Annotated in this window: 16 protein-coding genes; 10 read left to right on the top strand and 6 right to left on the bottom strand. The window is 31.2% G+C overall.

Going from position 1 to position 18,088, the window contains the following annotated elements; translation table 11 throughout:
* Positions 1-82: 82 nt before the first annotated feature.
* The 6 genes from eno to EGM88_RS02175 all read left to right on the top strand — a co-directional run bounded on the left by eno (position 83) and on the right by EGM88_RS02175 (position 7,623).
* On the top strand, positions 83-1,372 hold the full coding sequence (gene eno / locus EGM88_RS02200; protein ID WP_123896333.1) for a phosphopyruvate hydratase: 1,290 nt from the start codon (positions 83-85) through the stop codon (positions 1,370-1,372).
* A gap of 335 nt (positions 1,373-1,707) precedes the next feature.
* Positions 1,708-2,994: a citrate synthase gene (locus EGM88_RS02195; RefSeq protein ID WP_123896332.1), complete on the top strand. Its 1,287-nt coding sequence runs from the start codon at positions 1,708-1,710 to the stop codon at positions 2,992-2,994.
* 165 nt (positions 2,995-3,159) lie between these two features.
* Positions 3,160-4,074, top strand: coding sequence for a dimethylarginine dimethylaminohydrolase family protein (locus tag EGM88_RS02190; protein ID WP_123896331.1), 915 nt, complete (start codon positions 3,160-3,162; stop codon positions 4,072-4,074).
* A gap of 183 nt (positions 4,075-4,257) precedes the next feature.
* Entirely contained in the window at positions 4,258-6,255 is a 1,998-nt protein-coding gene (gene ligA, locus EGM88_RS02185) for an NAD-dependent DNA ligase LigA (RefSeq protein WP_123896330.1), read from the top strand.
* Positions 6,252-6,932 (top strand): lysoplasmalogenase, encoded by a 681-nt coding sequence (locus tag EGM88_RS02180; RefSeq protein ID WP_123896329.1) that lies wholly within the window; start codon positions 6,252-6,254, stop codon positions 6,930-6,932. Before ligA ends, EGM88_RS02180 begins: the two co-directional genes overlap by 4 nt.
* Before the next feature lie 217 nt (positions 6,933-7,149).
* Positions 7,150-7,623, top strand: a complete 474-nt coding sequence (locus EGM88_RS02175) for a hypothetical protein (protein WP_123896328.1) — start codon at positions 7,150-7,152, stop codon at positions 7,621-7,623.
* Between the two features lie 80 nt (positions 7,624-7,703).
* Here the strand turns inward: EGM88_RS02175 and EGM88_RS02170 are convergent, their stop codons facing one another.
* A complete protein-coding gene (locus EGM88_RS02170) occupies positions 7,704-8,528 on the bottom strand; it encodes a glucosaminidase domain-containing protein (protein WP_123896327.1) in 825 nt (274 codons plus the stop codon).
* Between the two features lies 1 nt (position 8,529).
* A complete protein-coding gene (locus EGM88_RS02165; RefSeq protein WP_123896326.1) occupies positions 8,530-9,438 on the bottom strand; it encodes a 1-aminocyclopropane-1-carboxylate deaminase/D-cysteine desulfhydrase in 909 nt (302 codons plus the stop codon).
* Positions 9,439-9,505: 67 nt separating this feature from the next.
* On the opposite strand from EGM88_RS02165, the gene EGM88_RS15720 reads away from it, so the two are divergent.
* The 4 genes from EGM88_RS15720 (at position 9,506) to mscL (ending at position 13,161) form a co-directional block, all read left to right on the top strand.
* On the top strand, positions 9,506-9,667 hold the full coding sequence (locus EGM88_RS15720; protein WP_162497529.1) for a DUF5522 domain-containing protein: 162 nt from the start codon (positions 9,506-9,508) through the stop codon (positions 9,665-9,667).
* Positions 9,668-9,716: 49 nt separating this feature from the next.
* The gene (locus tag EGM88_RS02160) at positions 9,717-11,708 is read left to right on the top strand and encodes a urocanate hydratase (RefSeq protein ID WP_123896325.1); all 1,992 of its coding nucleotides are present in this window, start codon (positions 9,717-9,719) and stop codon (positions 11,706-11,708) included.
* A 20-nt stretch (positions 11,709-11,728) separates the two neighbouring features.
* On the top strand, positions 11,729-12,280 hold the full coding sequence (locus tag EGM88_RS02155; RefSeq protein ID WP_123896324.1) for a DUF4136 domain-containing protein: 552 nt from the start codon (positions 11,729-11,731) through the stop codon (positions 12,278-12,280).
* A 434-nt stretch (positions 12,281-12,714) separates the two neighbouring features.
* Positions 12,715-13,161 (top strand): large conductance mechanosensitive channel protein MscL, encoded by a 447-nt coding sequence (mscL, locus tag EGM88_RS02150; RefSeq protein WP_123896323.1) that lies wholly within the window; start codon positions 12,715-12,717, stop codon positions 13,159-13,161.
* A gap of 57 nt (positions 13,162-13,218) precedes the next feature.
* Here the strand turns inward: mscL and EGM88_RS02145 are convergent, their stop codons facing one another.
* The 4 genes from EGM88_RS02145 to EGM88_RS02130 form a co-directional block, all read right to left on the bottom strand.
* Positions 13,219-13,590, bottom strand: coding sequence for a hypothetical protein (locus EGM88_RS02145; protein ID WP_123896322.1), 372 nt, complete (start codon positions 13,588-13,590; stop codon positions 13,219-13,221).
* A gap of 198 nt (positions 13,591-13,788) precedes the next feature.
* Positions 13,789-15,696: an acetate--CoA ligase gene (acs, locus tag EGM88_RS02140; RefSeq protein WP_123896321.1), complete on the bottom strand. Its 1,908-nt coding sequence runs from the start codon at positions 15,694-15,696 to the stop codon at positions 13,789-13,791.
* A gap of 13 nt (positions 15,697-15,709) precedes the next feature.
* The gene (locus tag EGM88_RS02135; RefSeq protein WP_123896320.1) at positions 15,710-16,240 is read right to left on the bottom strand and encodes a hypothetical protein; all 531 of its coding nucleotides are present in this window, start codon (positions 16,238-16,240) and stop codon (positions 15,710-15,712) included.
* 104 nt (positions 16,241-16,344) lie between these two features.
* Positions 16,345-18,033 carry a sodium:solute symporter family protein gene (locus EGM88_RS02130; RefSeq protein WP_123896319.1) on the bottom strand — a complete coding sequence of 563 codons (1,689 nt, stop codon included), beginning with the start codon at positions 18,031-18,033 and terminating at the stop codon, positions 16,345-16,347.
* Positions 18,034-18,088 lie beyond the last annotated feature (55 nt).

Genomic DNA, 18,088 nt, shown 5'->3' with positions numbered 1-18,088 from the left:
TATTAAAGCGAATTATGGCTGTAAATATAGTATTCTTAAATAGATTATAAACAAAGTATTAATAACAATAAATAATAAAAACATGAGCATCATTATTAACATTCACGCACGTCAAATTTTTGATTCAAGAGGGAATCCAACTGTAGAAGTAGATGTAATTACAGAAAATGGTATTTTAGGAAGAGCAGCAGTTCCTTCTGGAGCTTCTACTGGTGAGCATGAAGCTGTTGAATTACGAGACGGAGGAAAAGACTATATGGGTAAAGGTGTTTTAAAAGCAGTAGCCAACGTTAATGATATTATTGCTGAAGAATTAATTGGAACTTCCGTATTTGAACAAGCATTGATTGATAAAACAATGATTGATTTAGATGGTACACCAAATAAATCTAAACTTGGAGCAAATGCAATTTTAGGAGTTTCTTTAGCGGTTGCTAAAGCTGCAGCTAATGAATTAGGTATGCCTCTTTACCGCTATGTTGGTGGTGTTTCGGCTAAAACGTTGCCTGTACCAATGATGAATATTATCAACGGAGGCTCACATTCTGATGCTCCAATTGCTTTTCAAGAGTTTATGATTATGCCTGTTAAAGCAAAAAGTATAACACATGCTTTACAAATGGGCTCTGAAATTTTTCATAATTTAAAAAAGTTACTTCATGATAGAAATTTAAGTACTGCAGTAGGTGATGAAGGTGGATTTGCCCCAACGTTTGATGGTACTGAAGATGCATTGGATACTGTTATTAAAGCAATTGAAAAGGCAGGGTATAAACCAGGTGAAGAAGTTAAACTTGCTTTAGATTGTGCTTCAGCTGAATTTTATGTTGATGGTAAATATGACTATACAAAATTTGAAGGTGACAAAGGAGTAGTTAGAACTTCTGAAGAACAAGCTGAATACTTAGCTGAATTATCTTCAAAATACCCAATTATTTCTATCGAAGATGGAATGGATGAAAATGACTGGGATGGTTGGAAAGCCTTAACTAATAAAATTGGAGATAAAGTTCAATTGGTTGGAGATGATCTATTTGTAACTAATGTTGAAAGATTAAGTAGAGGAATTGAGAATGGAATTGCAAATTCAATTTTAATTAAGGTAAATCAAATTGGTTCACTTACAGAAACTATTGCCGCTGTAAATATGGCTAAAGATGCTGGGTATACTACTGTTATGAGTCATCGTTCTGGTGAAACAGAAGATAATACTATTGCAGATTTAGCAGTTGCATTAAATTGTGGACAAATAAAAACAGGTTCAGCATCGCGTTCAGACCGAATGGCTAAGTACAATCAATTATTACGTATTGAGGAAGAGTTAGGTGATATTGCTTATTATCCTCAAGAAAAAGCATTTAAAGTAAAATAATTTACTGCAATTTTAATAAAAAGCGATTACATACATAGTAGTCGCTTTTTTTATGTTACTTAAATAAAAATCATTCTATTTTTCTCTTAAAAATTATAGTAATTTTTGTAATTTAGCTTAACTTGGTAAAAGTGTCAAATTAGAGCAAAAAAATCGTGATTTGGCGTTTTTTTTAGTTTTATTTTCATTGCTGCATTAAAAAGAATAAAATTTTTCTTTCTAAGCTTCTTGCAAATAAAATTATAAATAAGACTTGTGTTAGGTTAATCTTTTTGATTAGGCTAGCAAAAGAATTTATAAAAAATTTAAAGAATTAATAATAACAGAAACAGAATATGTCAGAAAAAGCAACTTTAGGAATTAATGGTAAAACATATGAATTTCCAATAGTAAAAGGTACAGAAGATGAATTAGGAATAGATATTAGCTCTCTAAGAAATAGTACTGGTGGTATTATTACGTTAGATCCTGGATTTAAAAATACAGGATCTTGTGAAAGTGCTATTACATTTTTAGATGGAGAAAAAGGTATTTTACATTACAGAGGTTACTCTATTGAAGAGTTAGCCGAAAAAGCAGAATTTCTTGAGGTAGCTTATTTATTAATATTTGGAGAATTGCCAAATAAAGAACAATTGGATAAGTTTCACGATGATATTAAACATCAATCTGTTGTAGATGAAGATGTAAAGAAAATTTTAGACGCGTTTCCAAAATCTGCACATCCAATGGGAGTATTATCTTCTTTGACAAGTGCACTTACGGCGTTTAACCCTTCTTCTGTAGATGTAAGGTCAGAAGAAGCAATGTATAAGTCTATCGTTAAAATATTAGGTAAATTTCCTGTTTTGGTGTCTTGGACATTACGAAAAAAAATGGGTCAACCTCTAAACTATGGAAGTACATCATTGGGATATGTAGAAAATGTATTACAGATGATGTTCAGTCAGCCTAATGAAGAGTATGTTTTAAATCCTATCGTTGTTGAGGCACTTGACAAATTATTGATTTTACATGCTGACCACGAACAGAATTGTTCTACAAGTACAGTAAGAATTGCGGGTTCTTCTCATGCAGGTCTATTTGTTTCATTGGCATCTGGTATTTCAGCACTTTGGGGACCTTTACACGGTGGAGCCAATCAAGCTGTAATTGAAATGTTAGAGGCAATTCAAAAGGATGGTGGTGATACAAAAAAATATATGGCTAAAGCAAAAGATAAAGAAGATCCATTCCGTTTAATGGGCTTTGGGCATAGAGTATATAAGAATTTTGACCCTAGAGCTAAAATTATTAAGAAAGCTGCAGATGCTATTTTAAATGATTTAGGTATTGAAGATCCTATATTAGATATAGCAAAAGGATTAGAAAAAGAAGCATTGGAAGACTCTTACTTTGTAGATAGAAAATTATATCCTAATGTTGATTTTTATTCAGGAGTAATTTATCGTGCATTAGGTATTCCAACAGATATGTTTACCGTTATGTTTGCATTAGGTCGTTTACCAGGGTGGATTGCACAATGGAGAGAAATGCGTTTAAATAAAGAGCCTATTGGAAGACCTCGTCAAATTTATATTGGAAAAACATTAAGACCATTTATTCCAGTTGAAGAAAGATAATATATACTTTCTACACGATCTGAAAATTGATTGTTAAATTAGTCCCGCTGAATCAGCGGGATTTTTTATATTAAAATACTTAATCTTGGATTTGTAATAGTTGTAAATTGTACTTCTAAAACAATATCATCTTTTTTAAAGTTTAAATATTTGACAATAACAAAAATGTTAAAACTAAACATACAGAACGAAACTTCAAGGCTGAGAGCAGTAGTTTTGGGTACTGCTAAAAGTAATGGAGACGAGCCTGCACTTGATCAAGTGTATGACCCTAAATCTAGAGAACATATTATTGCAGGAACTTATCCTAAAACGGAAGATATGATTATTGAAATGGAAGCTGTGGCTAACGTTTTTAAAAAATATAATGTTCAAGTTTTTAGACCTAAAACAATTGAAAATTACAATCAGATTTTTGCCAGAGATATTGCTTTTGTTATAGAAGATAAGTTTATTAAATCTAATATACTGCCTGATAGAGAGAGAGAAATTGAAGCTATTGAACATGTTATTCAACAAATTGCTCCTGAAAACGTGATAAAATTTCCTGAAAAAGTGCATATTGAAGGTGGAGATGTAATGCCTTGGAATGATTATATTTTTGTAGGTGTTTATACAGGAGATAATTATCCAGATTTAATTACTGCACGAACAAATGGTTATGCCGTTGAGGCCTTAAAAGACTTATTTCCCAACAAAAAAGTAAAGTCTTTTGAATTAAGAAAATCAAATACAAATGCTAGAGAAAATGCTTTACATTTAGATTGTTGTTTTCAACCAATAGGTACAAATAAAGCTATTTTACATAAGAATGGATTTTTGATTGAAGACGAATACAATTGGTTGGTTAACTTTTTTGGAAAAGAAAATATTTTCGAAATTTCTAAAGAAGAGATGTATAATATGTATAGTAATATATTTTCCATTTCAGAAACTGTTGTTATTTCTGAACGTAATTTTACTAGATTAAATACTTGGTTACGCCAACAAGGTTTTGTGGTTGAAGAGGTCCCTTATACAGAAATAGCAAAACAAGAAGGCTTGTTAAGGTGTTCTACAATGCCTTTGATTAGAGATTAATTATTTTTTATTACTCATTTTGCAAGATAAGAATGCTCAATTATTTTTAAAAAATTGAGCTGTTCGTGTATGAATTGATTTGACTATTAAATTGTTTTTTAGTTCATCAACTCTACCTTCTATCGTACCATATATATACCAAAATATTTCCTTAATTTTAGCCTTTAAACTTAAGAAGAATTTATGTCCTCAGTTCAAGAAAAAATCACACAACTACGTGAAGAATTACGTCAACATAATTATAACTATTACGTATTAGATAATGCTACAATTTCCGATTATGATTTTGATATGAAGCTCAAAGAGCTTCAAGAATTAGAAGATAAACATCCTGAATTTTTTGATCCCAATTCTCCAACACAACGCGTTGGTGGTGAGATTACAAAGAATTTTGAAACTATAGCACATAAAAATCGAATGTATTCTTTAAGTAATAGTTATTCTAAGGAGGATATATTAGATTGGGAGAAAAGAATTCAAAAAATTCTTGGTACAGACGCTGTTGAGTATACTTGCGAATTAAAGTATGATGGTGCTTCAATTAACCTTACTTATGAAAATGGACAATTAATTAAAGCAGTAACACGAGGCGATGGGTTTCAAGGTGATAATGTTACAGCTAATATTAAAACAATTAGGTCAATTCCACTTCAATTAAAAAGTGAATTTATACAAAATTTTGAAATTAGAGGAGAAATTATTTTGCCATTAGATGGGTTTTTAAAAATGAATGAAGCTAGGATAGAGGCTGGTGATGATCCTTATATGAATCCTAGAAATACAGCGAGTGGAAGTTTAAAATTACAAGATAGTGCCGAAGTTGCAAAACGTCCGTTAGATTGCTTATTGTATCATGTAGTTGCAGATAAATTACCATTTAATACTCATGCTAAAGCATTAGAAAATGCGAAAAAAGCAGGCTTTAAAATACCAGAAACTATTAAAGTTGCTAAATCTGTTGATGAAATTTTAGAGTATATAAATTATTGGGATACGGAAAGATTTAATTTGCCTTATGAAACTGATGGAGTGGTAATTAAGGTAAACTCTTTAGATCAACAAGACGAATTAGGGTATACAGCAAAAGCTCCGCGATGGGCAATAGCATATAAATTTAAAGCGGAACAAAAAAGTACTATTTTAAATAGTATTTCTTATCAAGTTGGTAGAACAGGAGCAATTACGCCAGTGGCTAATTTAGAACCCGTAGAGTTGGCAGGTACCATTGTTAAAAGAGCTTCTTTACATAATGCAGATCAGATTGAAAAGTTAGATATTCGAGTAAATGATACTGTTTTTGTAGAAAAAGGTGGTGAAATAATCCCTAAAGTTGTTGGGGTAGATTTAGCAAAGCGGCCTACAAATTCTGAACCAACAGTTTATGCTACCCATTGTCCTGAGTGCAATACTGAGTTGATTAGAACTGAAGGTGATGCCAAACATTATTGCCCAAATGAATATGGATGTCCTCCACAAATAACAGGTAAAATTCAACATTTTATTAGTAGAAAAGCTATGGATATTGAAGGGTTAGGAGCTGAAACTGTAGAGTTGCTATTCAAAGAACATTTAATTACCAATTATGCTGATTTATATGAGTTAACTACAGAACAAGTAATTCCATTAGAACGAATGGCAGAAAAATCTGCAGAAAATATGATTAATGGAATAAAAAAATCTAAAGAAATTCCTTTTGAACGTGTTTTGTTTGCATTAGGAATACGTTTTGTTGGTGAAACAGTAGCAAAAAAATTGGCAAAGCATTTTAAAAATATCGACAACTTACTAAATGCTTCTTTTGAAGAATTAATTGCTGTTGACGAAATAGGGGATAGAATTGCTCAAAGTGTAATTGAATTTGCCAATAACCCTTTAAATATTGAATTGGTAAATAGATTGAAAAGTTATAAAATACAATTTGAATTGTCTGCAGATGCACTAGAAAATCAAACAGATAAATTACAAGGACAAATATTTGTTGTATCTGGTGTTTTTTCAAAAATGAGTAGAAACGAACTTAAAAAATCTATTGAAGATAATGGAGGTAAAGTGTCAAGTTCTATCTCTAAGAAAACCAATTATATTATTGCAGGAGATAATATGGGGCCTAGTAAACGTACAAAAGCAGAAAACTTGGGTATTCCAATCATCTCAGAAGATGACTATTTGACTATGTTATGATGTTGCCTGTTAGTGATATAAGTAAAAAGATAACTGTCGTTACAGTTTTTTTTGCAGTAGTGTCTCTTTTAGATATGGTCGGTGTTATTCTGAATATGGATGAACTCCGATACATTTTTAAACCTATGTTAATGCTATCGCTAGTAGCATTGTATTTAGTAACTACAACTTATAGAAACAACTGGTATATTGGAGCACTACTATTTTCATTTTTAGGAGATGTATTGTTGTTATTTGATGGAGAAATTTATTTTATATTAGGGCTGCTTTCCTTTTTAATTGCACATATTATTTATATAGTAATAGTATTGAGTTGGATTACTACCACTTCTATAAAAAAAATTGTAGTTGCTTCTTTGCCATTTTTAATCTATTTTTTATTCTTAATAAATTTTTTAAGAAGTAGTTTAAACCAGTTATTTATGCCTGTGGTAATCTATGGTTTAACTATTTCTACCATGGGCTTAGTATCGTTGTTGTATTACTTAAACTCAAAAAATACAGCAGCTAAATATATGATTACTGGGGCATGTTTATTTGTAATATCTGATTCTGTTTTAGCTATAAATAAATTTTATACATCAATTAGTATATTTCCAATTGTTGTGATGTTTACTTATTTAACTGCTCAATATTTAATTTTAAAAGCCATACTTACTTATGAAAAATATAATTAAAATGCTGTTTTTTTAGTTGGTTGTGGTTTGTGGAGGCTAGTTGTATGTAGAAGTTATTTAAAGGGCTGTTTTTTCTATAATGTTAATCTCATGTTAAAATCAATGCTTTAATTAAACTATTTTTAGCCGGCTTAGTCAAAAGGGTGTACTATTAAAAATTAAAGAGATGAAAAATTTAGAGACAAAAATCAAATTAGTTAATGTAAATAACATATCAATGAGAAAAAGTATTTTAATTGGAGGTTTTATGGTTTTGATAACCATAGGAGCTTTTGCACAACATCAAAGAAAAGGGTTTAATAAATCAGATATGACCCCCGATCAAATGGCCGAATTACAAACAAAAAAAATGGCCTTACATTTAGACCTTACTGAGGCTCAGCAAAAAAAAGTATATGATTTAAACAAAGAGCAAGCAGTAAAACGTGAAGCAAGAAGAAAAGAAATGATGGCTTTACGTGAAAAAGGAGAAAAACCAACAGATAGAAATTCTTATGAAAAACAAAAATCTAGATTAGATGAGCTATTGGCTCGCCAAGAATCTATGAAAAAGATTTTGAGTGAAGAACAATATGAAACTTGGAAAACATCAATGAAACGCAGAGGAGAAAAAATGAAAAGACAAGGAGAGCGAAGAATGCAAAAAAATAATAAGGGTAGAAAAGGTCCAAAAAGACCAAATAAAAATTAATAATTTAAATTTAGTTTTGAAAAATCGTCATAGGTATTTAAGCGTCTATGACGATTTTTTTTTGTAGCAAATGTTTTATATTATTCAATATAAATTTTTTGACCAATAGACAAATCGTTATTCTTTAGGCCATTTAGCCACTTTAATCTATCAACAGTTAAGTCATAGTCTTTAGCTAAGGAATATAAAGTATCACCTTTAGCCACAATAATATATTTAGCTTTGTTTTTTGTTTTCGCAATTACTTTTCCATTATATAAAAAGCTTTCATCAAACTTGTCATATTTATCTAATTCATAGGTTTCAATAAGGGTAATTAATTTTGATGGATATTTTGGGTCAGTAGCGTAACCTGCTTTTCTTAAACCTTTTGCCCACCCTTTATAATCAGTTTTTCTAAGATTAAATAAGTTGGCATATCGTTTTCTGTCAAATAAAAATAGCGAGTGATCTCTATAAGAAGTTAAAGGATGTTCGTATTTTCTAAAACATTCTTGTCTTGCATCATCATCGTGGTAAATGCGACCTCCATCCCAACTCGAATGGCATTTTATTCCAAAGTGATTGTTAGCTCTAACAGATAACCTACTTCGGCCACTATTAGATTCTAAAATTCCTTGAGCTAATGTAATACTAGCCGGTATTTTGTAGGAAATCATTTCTAATATGGCAATGTCATTATATTCATCAATATAATCTAGTGTGGTTTTATTCAAATGTGGTTTACGACGAACTAAATCTTCATGAATAATATCTGCTTCGTCAATTTTTTGAATTTTTACTGGAGTAGGAGTTCTTTTAATAACTTTGGTTTGTGTGTTATAGCTACTTGTTTTTTTATGTGAACCACAACTTGCTAATAAACCTATAATACCAATGCTAAGAAATATCTTTAAATATCTCATTTTAAATTATTTGTAGTGTTTTCTTTTGTTTTAAGAGTTTGTTCATGCCTTCAATTCCCTGTAAACCTCCTGTGTGAATAGCAAGTATTTTACTTCCTTTGTCGAAGGTTAAATTTTGAATCATATCAACAATTCCATAGAGCATTTTACCAGTATAAATAGGATCTAGGGGAATACTAGTTTTCTCTTTAAATTTATTTATAAACGTAATAAGATTATTATTTATTTTGCCATAACCTCCAAAATGATAGTTGGTTTCTAACTCCCAATTCGTTTTAGTTGTCCATTTGGCAATTTCATCATGTAAAAAATCACCCTTTAAAGAAGGAAATCCTATTACTTTTTGATGAGGATAGGCACTGTTTATAATACCAGCAATAGTTCCTCCAGTTCCTACAGCTGTGCAAATATAATCAAAGCTTTTATCTTCAATTGTTAAAATTTCTTCACATCCTCTTATAGCTAACTCATTTGTTCCTCCTTCTGGCAATCTATAAAAAGTACCAAATTCCTTTTTTAAACTTTCAATAAACGCTGAGTTTTCTTTTTCACGGTATAAACTTCGTGTAATAAACTTAAATTTCATCCCGCAATTTTGAGCAAAACTCAATGTGGGATTTTCGTCAATTTTTGTTACTATCTCCTCACCTCTAATAATACCAATAGTTTTAAATCCGAATTCAGCTCCTGCGGCAGCTGTTGCAGCAATATGATTAGAATAAGCACCTCCAAAAGTCAATAACGTATTAATCCCTTGATTTTTAGCAGCAATAATATTATACTTTAATTTTCTATATTTATTACCAGAAATATGAGGGTGAATTTCGTCTTCACGTTTTATAACAACTTCAATATCATTAAGTAAATGAAATTGTACCGTCTGATTTCTACTATTAATTTTAAAATTCATGGTATGGCGAAAATAGTGAATTTATTTAATGATTTTTATGGTAAATTTACATCATAATTAATTTAATATGTTTAATAAGCCTTTGGAATTAGAACCTGATGATTATTACCTTACAGAAAAAGGGTATAAAGTTTTTACTGAAAAATACCATTTAAAAAGAGGGTATTGTTGTAAAAGTGGATGTAGACATTGTCCGTATGGATATGATAAAAAAACAGATTCTTTATAAATCGGGTAATTGATTGGCATAATAGTTATTTAATGAATTGCTAATAAATATGAATAATTTTCAGCAACAAATACTTCAAGGAATTCCGGACCATCTTCCTAATCACAAAACTTATGATTCAGAAATAAACCATGCACCAAAACGTAAGTGTATTTTATCTGAAGAAGAGAAAAAGTTGGCAGTAAAAAATGCGTTACGATATTTTGATGTTAAGTTTCATAAAGAATTAGTTACGGAATTTAAAGATGAATTAGAATCTTATGGTCGAATTTATATGTATCGTTTTAGACCTGATTATAAAATGTACGCTAGACCAATTGAAGATTATCCAGGAAAATCTCTTCAGGCAAAAGCCATTATGCATATGATTCAGAATAATTTGGATAATGCAGTAGCACAACATCCTGACGAATTAATTACTTATGGTGGTAATGGAGCTGTTTTTCAAAATTGGGCACAATATTTATTAACGATGCAGTATTTAGCTCAAATGAACGATGAACAAACTTTAGTAATGTATTCTGGCCATCCGATGGGGTTATTTCCATCGCATAAAAATGCTCCTAGAGTTGTTGTTACAAATGGTATGATGATTTCAAACTATTCAAAACAAGATGATTGGGAGAAGTTTAATGCGTTAGGGGTAACCCAGTATGGACAAATGACGGCCGGTAGTTTTATGTATATCGGTTCGCAAGGCATTGTGCATGGTACTACAATTACAGTACTAAATGTTGGAAGAAAAATAGCAAAACAATCAGAAGATTTGTCAGGAAAACTTTTTGTTACTTCAGGTCTTGGCGGAATGAGTGGTGCACAACCCAAAGCTGGTAATATAGCAGGGTGTATTACAGTGTGTGCAGAAGTTAATAATAAAGCTGTAGAAACTAGACATTCGCAAGGTTGGGTAGATGAGGTAATAGACGATTTAGAAGAACTTGTAAAACGCGTTAAAAAAGCTAAGCAAAAAAAAGAAATTGTTTCTATCGCCTATAATGGTAATGTGGTTAATGTTTGGGAAAAATTTTATGATGAAAATATTTATATTGATTTAGGCTCAGATCAAACCTCATTACATAATCCTTGGGCGGGAGGTTATTACCCTGTCGATGTGTCTTTTGAACAAGCTAATAAAATGATGGTTGACCAGCCTGAGTTATTTAAAAAGAAAGTTCAAGAAAGTCTTCGACGTCAAACTGATGCTATTAATAAACATACCAAAAATGGTACTTATTTTTTTGATTATGGAAATGCATTTTTGTTAGAAGCTTCTAGAGCTGGTGCTGATATTATGGCTGAAAATGGTATTGATTTTAAATACAATAGTTATGTTCAAGATATTATGGGGCCAATGTGTTTTGATTATGGTTTTGGGCCTTTTCGTTGGGTTTGTGTGTCGGCAAAATGTGAAGATTTAGAAAAAACAGATGCTATTGCATGTAAAGTATTAGAAGAAATGATTCAACATTCTCCAAAAGAAATACAGCAGCAAATGGCAGATAATATAAAGTGGATTAAAGGAGCACAAGAAAATAAATTGGTAGTAGGTTCTCAAGCTCGTATTTTATATGCAGATGCTGAAGGACGTATAAAAATAGCCAAAGCCTTTAATGATGCTATTGCTAAAGGAGAAATTGGACCAGTTGTTTTAGGTAGAGATCATCATGATGTTTCTGGTACAGATTCACCTTTTAGAGAAACATCTAATATTTATGATGGATCTAAATTTACAGCAGATATGTCTATCCAAAACGTTATAGGAGATAGTTTTAGAGGTGCTACTTGGGTTTCTATTCATAATGGTGGTGGAGTTGGATGGGGAGAAGTTATAAATGGTGGTTTCGGCATGGTTCTTGATGGTAGTAAAGAATCTGAATACCGTTTAAAATCAATGCTTTTTTGGGATGTAAATAACGGTATTGCAAGACGAAGTTGGGCTCGAAATAAGGAAGCTATATTTGCTATTAAAAGAGCTATGGAATTAGAACCAAATTTAAAGGTTACACTTCCAAATCTAGTTGATGATAAATTATTGGAATAATTTGTGAAAAATTAAAGTTTATGAAATATTTAAAATTACTTTCGGTAGGTGTGGTGCTTTTTTTAGTATCCTCTTGTGCATCGGTTAAAGTATCTTCTGATTATGATAAACAGAAAGATTTTAACCAATATAAAACCTTTGCTTTTTATAAAAAAGGAATTGATAAAGTTGATATCTCTGATTTAGACAAACGTAGAATATTACGAGCTGTTGAGGCTGATTTATTAGCAAAGGGTTTTACAAAATCTGAAAATCCTGATTTGCTAGTAAACATTTTTACTAAGTCTAGAGAAAAAATTAATGTATATAATAATAGATATTACGGATGGTATCCTTGGTATTATGGTGGATTTGGTCCTTATGGATTTGGTATGGGAGCTTATTCTAATGTAACTAGCTCTACTGAAGGCACATTATTTATAGACTTAATAGATGCAAAGAAAAAAGAATTAGCCTGGCAAGGTATGGGGACAGGTGCATTAGTTTCTTCTAGAGATATTTCTAAAAAAGAGACACGTATAAAAGAATTTGTAACAGAAATTATGGCTGAATATCCGCCAGTGATAGAATAGTAATTTTCTGTTTTTAATTGGAAAAACCCTTAATAAGCCTTCTTATTAAGGGTTTTTTCTTTAAGTATATAGTTATAGTATTACATGTATGTCACTTTAACCAAAATCATTATAAATGTTTGAAAAAAAATAAATTAATGTTTCATAATGATTTAGTTACAGCTATTAAAAAATTCTATTCTCAGAGGTTATAACATTAATTTGGGTATTCTATAAAAGAAGATTAATTCTCAAAAAAACTTTTATTTAAACAAAAACAATTCTTAAAGCATTTTTATAGCATAATTTTATTAAGGTATATTTACAAAATTATAGAATTAGAAAGTCTATGTTGGATTTTGGTGGAGTTATATAGTATATAACAACTATGAACTATATGATACTTAGCTATTTATAAATACAGCATTTTTGTACTAATAAATTACAACAGAACTATGGATTTACTTAAAGAGTTTAAAGAATTTGCAGTTAAAGGTAATATGATGGATATGGCTATCGGTGTTATTATTGGTGCATCTTTTAATAAAGTGATTGATGTGCTTGTAAAAAAAGTGTTGATGCCTCCCTTAACTTATTTAACCAATGGTATAAATTTTAGTGATAAAATCTTAATTTTAAGAGAAGCAGAGAAAAATAAAGCAGGTGAAATTATTAACGAACAAATTGCTTTAGGATATGGTGCTCTTTTTGAAGCTTTTTTAGATTTTTTTATTATTGGATTTACTGTTTTTATCGTTGTTAAATTTATGAATAGATTAAGGTATAAAGCTCAAGATACAACTGATAAAACAGTGGTAACACCTAAAGATATTGAGTTGTTATCTGACTTAACAGATTTAATGAAAGAACAAAATGAGCTGCTTAAAAGAAAAGTAAATTAAAAAAAATACCCCGATACTTAGGGGTATTTAAGTTAGATAATTAAAGTTGGTACTAATTTATAGTTTAATTAAATTTTTGTCTAAGTTGATGTCTTGCATCATATCTTCAGTAAATTTATAATGTCCTCTGTAAGTGATAATTTTAAAGCGATTATCTTTCATCCTTGTTAATACTTCTAGAAAACGCCATTTAGATTTTAACTTTTTTGGTTCGGCAGATTTTAAACTCACTTCAAAATAGTGTTTTCTACCTGCTTTTTCACCAACAATATCTGGGGTTACAGTAAAGTCTGTACCTTTTTGATGATATGATTTAGGTGTTTCATATCCTTCTAAATCCGCTTTAATATTTTTAAAACCTAAATTTTCCACATAGGTAACGGATTCTTTTAATAATTCCTGATTCTCTGTTTTATCAATTGCTATCATATCTGGCAATATACAAAAAATTGATGGTAAATCCTAATTTTTAGATAAAAACAATTTAATAATGCATTGAAATACAGTTGTTTAATTTGGTGTTGTAAATGACGGTTGTTGAAAAATAGTATATTAAAAAAATAACTAACAGCAGATGTACATCTGTTGTTAGTTATTAGAAAGGTTTTAATTAAAATCAAAAATCTGTTAAATGACATTGTTCTTAATGTCTTCAACCACTTCTGGGTTTACTAACGTAGATGTATCGCCTAAACTGTCCATCTCTCTACTGGCAATTTTACGTAAAATTCTACGCATAATTTTACCTGATCGTGTTTTAGGTAATCCTTTGGTAAATTGAATTTTATCTAATTTGGCTATTGGACCAACGTGTTCTGTAATATTTTGGTTAATTTCGTTTCTTAGGTTATTATGATCTCTACTTTCTCCTGTTTCTTTCAAAATAACATAACCATAAAGTGCATTTCCTTTTATGTCATGAGGGAAACCGACAATGGCAGATTCGGCAACTGCTGGGTGCTCATTAATAGCATCTTCAATAGGTGCTGTACCTAAATTATGTCCAGAAACAATAATAACATCATCTACTCTACCAGTAATTCTGTAATATCCTACTTCGTCACGTAAGGCACCATCACCTGTAAAATATTTATCTTTAAATGCTGTAAAGTAAGTGTCTTTATAGCGTTGATGATTTCCCCAAATGGTTCTAGCCATAGAAGGCCAAGGAAACTTAATACACAATCTCCCGTCTACTTGATTTCCTTTAATTTCTTGACCATTTTCATCCATTAAAGTAGGTTGTATTCCAGGGAAAGGCAGCGTTGCGTATGTGGGTTTTGTTGGAGTAACATATGGCAGTGGAGTAATCATTATGCCACCAGTTTCTGTTTGCCACCAAGTATCAACAATAGGGCTTTTCTTTTTTCCTATAATATCATTATACCAGTGCCATGCTTCTTCGTTTATAGGTTCTCCAACAGAACCTAAAACTTTTATTGAAGACAAATCATGTTTTTCTGCGAAATCAATGTTTTGTTTTGCCAAAGCTCTAATTGCTGTTGGAGCAGTATAAAATTGATTAATTTTATGTTTGGCAATTATCTCCCAAAATCTCCCAAAGTCAGGATAACTAGGTATCCCTTCAAACATAACAGTTGTGGCTCCATTTGCTAAAGGACCATAAACAATATAACTATGACCTGTAATCCAACCGATATCTGCAGTACACCAATATACATCATTTTCTCTATATTGAAACACGTTTTTAAAAGTGTAAGCGGTGTAAACCATATATCCGGCTGTGGTATGAACCATACCTTTAGGTTTACCCGTTGATCCAGAAGTGTAGAGTATAAATAAAGGATCTTCCGCATCCATAATTTCGGCTTTACACTCTTTTGAAGCTTTGTCTAGAAGAGGTTGTAACCATTGGTCTCGACCTTCTTTCATTTCTATTTTTGAGTTGATTCTGTTAACTACCAACACATTTTTAATAGAAGGACAATCTTCTAGAGCTACATCAACAATACCTTTTAAATCTATTGTTTTGGATCCTCTATATGAACCGTCTGCTGTAATTACCATTTTACAGTCGCTATCATTAATTCTTGTAGATAAAGCATTGGAAGAAAATCCTGCAAAGACTACGGAATGTATGGCTCCTATTCTGGCACAAGCCAATAGTGAGATGGCTAATTCAGGAATCATTGGTAAATAAATACAAACTCTGTCTCCCTTTTTAATACCATGATCTTTTAATACATTGGCAAGTTGATTTACACGTTCATGTAATCTCTTATATGTTATGTGTTGTGCGTCTTCGTTAGGGTTATTTGGCTCAAAAAGGATAGCAGTTTTATCACCTTTTGTAGCTAAATGTCTATCAATACAATTTTCAGTAATATTTAGTTTAGCTCCTTCAAACCATTTTATTTCTGGTTTTGAAAAATCCCAACGTAACACATTGTCCCATTTTTTATGCCACATAAAATGTTCTTCAGCGATTTCTGACCAGAAATTTTCAGGGTCTCTGATAGATTTTCTGTAGACTTGATAGTACTCTTCTAAATGTTTGATGCTGTAGTTACTCATTGTTTAAAGTTTATTAATTTTTTAAAAGGGTTATGGGTAAGAAATATCTAACTATGACAGGTTCATTGTCTATTTCTCCCGGTTCTATTTTCGGTATATTCTCAAAAACATTTACGGCTGCTATTTCTAGTTTTTTGTATTTAGAATAAGCTTCTAAATTTTCAATGTTGCCATTTTTTGAAATGTTGAAAAAACAATAGATTTTATGTCTACCGCTAGGCAATCCTTTTAACGCTGAGGTGTTAAATTTTCGATTAACCAATTTAGTAATACTTATAGAAAAACAGTCTTTTTGCTCTGAAACATCCGATATTGATTTACACTCTTCAAAGAGTGGTGATTTCGTTAAAATGGTACTGTCTAATTTTATGCTTTTTTCAGATTTTGATTTTTGTAAGCGAATTTCTTTTAATGTTATTCCATCTGCTAATTTGCCTTTTTCAATTACAATAGAGTCTGTAATTGGTTCATTTTCTTGAGCTGAAACACTAGTAAAAGCGGCTATAAAAATGGCTGTTAGTGCCGTTTTAATTCTCGTTTTCATATGTTAATACAATAGTTGTTTTTTGATATTAATTAGCTTTATTAGTTGATTTTATATTGTTTTAGTTAAGGCAATAGGGAAACATCTGTTATCTGTCGAAGATTTTAATGTGTTGCCTCACCAGCTCCAGATGGAATTCTAATATTTTCAACGATTTCTTGAACTTCTTTTGGAGGTGCAGGAGTAAAATTAGAAATTATTAATGAAATAATAAAATTTATTAACATTGCTACAGTTCCAAATCCTTCAGGAGAAATACCAAACCACCAATCTGCTTCTGTTCCACCACCAAACCAATTAAATTTAAATTTCATCATGTAAAATAGCATCGATAAAATACCTACAACCATTCCTGCGATAGCTCCTTCTTTATTCATACGTTTATTAAAAATACCGAGAATTATTGCAGGAAAAAAAGAAGCAGCAGCCAAACCAAAAGCTAAAGCAACAGTAGCGGCAACAAAATCAGGAGGATGAATTCCAAAATAGCCCGCAATAATAACAGCTACTACGGCAGAAAGTCGTGCAACAATAAGTTCTCCTTTGTCTGAAATATCTGGTTTAATTTGTTTTTTAATAAGATCGTGTGATATAGAGGTTGAAATTACCAAAAGTAATCCTGCAGCAGTTGATAAAGCAGCGGCCAAACCACCAGCAGCCACTAGAGCAATTACCCAATTTGGTAATTTAGCAATTTCAGGATTTGCTAGAACTGTGATGTCAGGATCTACAATTAATTCGTTAATTTCTTTATCAGCTACATATTGAATTTTACCATCATTGTTTTTGTCTTCGAAAGTAATCAGTTCTGTAGCTTCCCATTTTGAAAACCATTCAGGCATTGAAGAATATTCTTTTTCACTTACTGTTTCAATTAAATTAGTTCTTGCAAATACGGCTATGGCTGGGGCTGTAGTATATAAAATAGCAATAAATAACAAAGCAAATCCTGCAGATTTTCTTGCATCTTTTACTTTAGGCACGGTAAAGAAACGAACAATAACATGTGGTAATCCTGCAGTACCTACCATTAAAGCTGCAGTAATAAAAAATATATCTATCGTTGATTTGGATCCGTTTGTGTATATAGAGAAGCCTAATTCACTTGAGAGTCCATCTAATTTATCTAACAAATATACACCTTCTCCAATTACTTTTCCTCCCATACCTATTTGAGGAATAGGGTTCCCGGTCATTAAAAAAGAGATGAAAATGGCGGGTACCATAAAAGCAAAAATCAATACACAATATTGAGCTACTTGAGTATATGTTATACCTTTCATACCTCCAAGTACAGCATAGAACAGTACGATAATCATTCCAATAATAACACCTGTATTAATAGGAACTTCTAAAAACCTTGAAAATACTAATCCAACACCACGCATTTGTCCTGCAACATAAGTAAATGAGACAAGCAATGCACAAAAAACGGCTACTGTACGAGCTATATTAGAATAATATCGATCTCCAATAAAATCAGGAACGGTGAATTTTCCAAATTTTCTTAGGTAGGGAGCTAAAAGTAAAGCTAGTAAAACGTAACCACCAGTCCATCCCATTAAGTAAACAGAGCCATCGTATCCGTTGAAAGAAATAAGACCGGCCATACCTAAAAAAGATGCTGCAGACATCCAATCAGCTGCGGTTGCTAGTCCATTTGCTAGAGGAGAAACGCCTCCACCAGCGACATAAAATTCTTTAGTAGAACCTGCTCTAGCCCAAATTGCTATTGCTATATATAATCCAAAAGTGGAAATAACTATAAGTAAGGTCCAATTTTGTACTGTCATTAGTTTGAGTTTAGTTGATAATTGGTTTATAGGTAGGATTAATTTTGTAAGTATA

Origin of the sequence: Aureibaculum marinum (assembly GCF_003813905.1) — a bacterium.
Taxonomy (GTDB): domain Bacteria; phylum Bacteroidota; class Bacteroidia; order Flavobacteriales; family Flavobacteriaceae; genus Aureibaculum; species Aureibaculum marinum.
This window is presented reverse-complemented; position numbering and strand designations above follow the sequence as displayed.

Bases quoted from the DNA above. Each gene is read 5' to 3' on its own strand.
- EGM88_RS02180 (WP_123896329.1), top strand. From the start codon at position 6,252: ATGATGTTGCCTGTTAGTGATATAAGTAAAAAGATAACTGTCGTTACA.
- EGM88_RS02130 (WP_123896319.1), bottom strand. From the start codon at position 18,033: ATGACAGTACAAAATTGGACCTTACTTATAGTTATTTCCACTTTTGGA.
- EGM88_RS02155 (WP_123896324.1), top strand. From the start codon at position 11,729: ATGAAATATTTAAAATTACTTTCGGTAGGTGTGGTGCTTTTTTTAGTA.
- EGM88_RS02135 (WP_123896320.1), bottom strand. From the start codon at position 16,240: ATGAAAACGAGAATTAAAACGGCACTAACAGCCATTTTTATAGCCGCT.
- EGM88_RS02160 (WP_123896325.1), top strand. From the start codon at position 9,717: ATGAATAATTTTCAGCAACAAATACTTCAAGGAATTCCGGACCATCTT.
- acs (WP_123896321.1), bottom strand. From the start codon at position 15,696: ATGAGTAACTACAGCATCAAACATTTAGAAGAGTACTATCAAGTCTAC.
- eno (WP_123896333.1), top strand. From the start codon at position 83: ATGAGCATCATTATTAACATTCACGCACGTCAAATTTTTGATTCAAGA.
- EGM88_RS02145 (WP_123896322.1), bottom strand. From the start codon at position 13,590: ATGATAGCAATTGATAAAACAGAGAATCAGGAATTATTAAAAGAATCC.
- EGM88_RS02165 (WP_123896326.1), bottom strand. From the start codon at position 9,438: ATGAATTTTAAAATTAATAGTAGAAATCAGACGGTACAATTTCATTTA.
- EGM88_RS02170 (WP_123896327.1), bottom strand. From the start codon at position 8,528: ATGAGATATTTAAAGATATTTCTTAGCATTGGTATTATAGGTTTATTA.
- EGM88_RS02190 (WP_123896331.1), top strand. From the start codon at position 3,160: ATGTTAAAACTAAACATACAGAACGAAACTTCAAGGCTGAGAGCAGTA.
- mscL (WP_123896323.1), top strand. From the start codon at position 12,715: ATGGATTTACTTAAAGAGTTTAAAGAATTTGCAGTTAAAGGTAATATG.
- EGM88_RS02175 (WP_123896328.1), top strand. From the start codon at position 7,150: ATGAGAAAAAGTATTTTAATTGGAGGTTTTATGGTTTTGATAACCATA.
- ligA (WP_123896330.1), top strand. From the start codon at position 4,258: ATGTCCTCAGTTCAAGAAAAAATCACACAACTACGTGAAGAATTACGT.
- EGM88_RS15720 (WP_162497529.1), top strand. From the start codon at position 9,506: ATGTTTAATAAGCCTTTGGAATTAGAACCTGATGATTATTACCTTACA.
- EGM88_RS02195 (WP_123896332.1), top strand. From the start codon at position 1,708: ATGTCAGAAAAAGCAACTTTAGGAATTAATGGTAAAACATATGAATTT.